Origin of the sequence: Phytoactinopolyspora endophytica (assembly GCF_004138495.1) — a bacterium.
GTDB lineage: Bacteria > Actinomycetota > Actinomycetes > Jiangellales > Jiangellaceae > Phytoactinopolyspora > Phytoactinopolyspora endophytica.
On sequence record NZ_ML142860.1, the window covers coordinates 136,861 to 137,976 of the forward strand.

The following is a 1,116-nucleotide window of genomic DNA, read 5'->3' on the forward strand; positions in this document are numbered from 1 at the left end:
CAGCCCCGCCGAGGACGACGCGCTGAACTCCATCATCGACAGCTACAACGAGCAGTCGACCAACACCGCACGGTTCAACCCGGTACCGGAGTACGACGCGGCTCTGCAGGCCGCGCTCGCGGGCGGATCCCCGCCGGACGTCATCTACGTCGACTCCAACCGTCTTCCCGACCTGGTCGAGGCCGGGGCGCTTGCGCCCGCGGACGGCCGGTTGGAGAACGAGGACGATTTCTACGACTCGCTGCGCGACGCCTTCACCTACGATGGCACGTTCTGGTGCCCGCCCAAGGACTTCTCGACGCTGGCGCTGGTCTACAACGTGGACATGTTCGAAGAGGCGGGCGTCGAGCCGCCCACCGACTGGGAGGAGCTGGCGGCGGCGGCCGAGGCCCTGACCGACGGCGACCGCGCCGGGCTGGCGCTGGGACCCGAGTATCCCCGCTGGGGCTCGTTCATGTTCCAAGCCGGGGGAGCGGTCACCGACGACGCAGTCACGGAGATGACCATCGACTCCGACGCCAACCGGGAGGCGTTCGAGTACCTGCGCCAGTTCTACGCCGACGGCTATGCCGCCACACCGACGGATCTCGACGCCGGCTGGGCCGGCGAGGCGTTCGGCCAGGGGCGTGCGGCGATGACGATCGAGGGTAACTGGACCGTCGCCGCGATGAACAACGACTTCCCGGACGTCAACTGGGCCGTGGCCGAGCTGCCCGTCGGGCCGGGCGGGCCCGGAACGTTCGCCTTCACCGTCTGCTACGCCGTGCCGTCGGCCAGCGAGAACCCGGACGCGGCGTGGAACCTGGTCAACTACCTCGTCAGCGACGACGTGCTGCTGGAGTTCACCGAGCAGTTCCCGGTGGTGCCTGGCCGGGAGTCGCTTGCCGACGAGTGGACCGATGCCCACCCGGAGCTGGGGGCGTTCGTCGACGGCGCCGAGTACGCGCGCCCGTTCCAGTTCGTGCCGGGTTTCGCGGGCGTCGTCGACACGCTCGACGACGGCATCCAGGGCATCGCTGCCGGTAATCGTGAGGTGGGCGAGGTCATCCAACAGGTCGACGAGTCCGGCCGGGCCGCCCTGGGCGGCTAGGCGACGTCCCGGAATCCACGGTGGCG

1 protein-coding gene is annotated in these 1,116 nt (G+C 69.6%); it reads left to right on the forward strand.

The window, feature by feature from the left end:
- The coding region (locus ELR45_RS21880; protein ID WP_129668302.1) for an extracellular solute-binding protein at positions 1–1,090 on the forward strand (1,090 nt) is incomplete at its 5' end.
- Between the last annotated feature and the right edge of the window lie 26 nt (positions 1,091–1,116).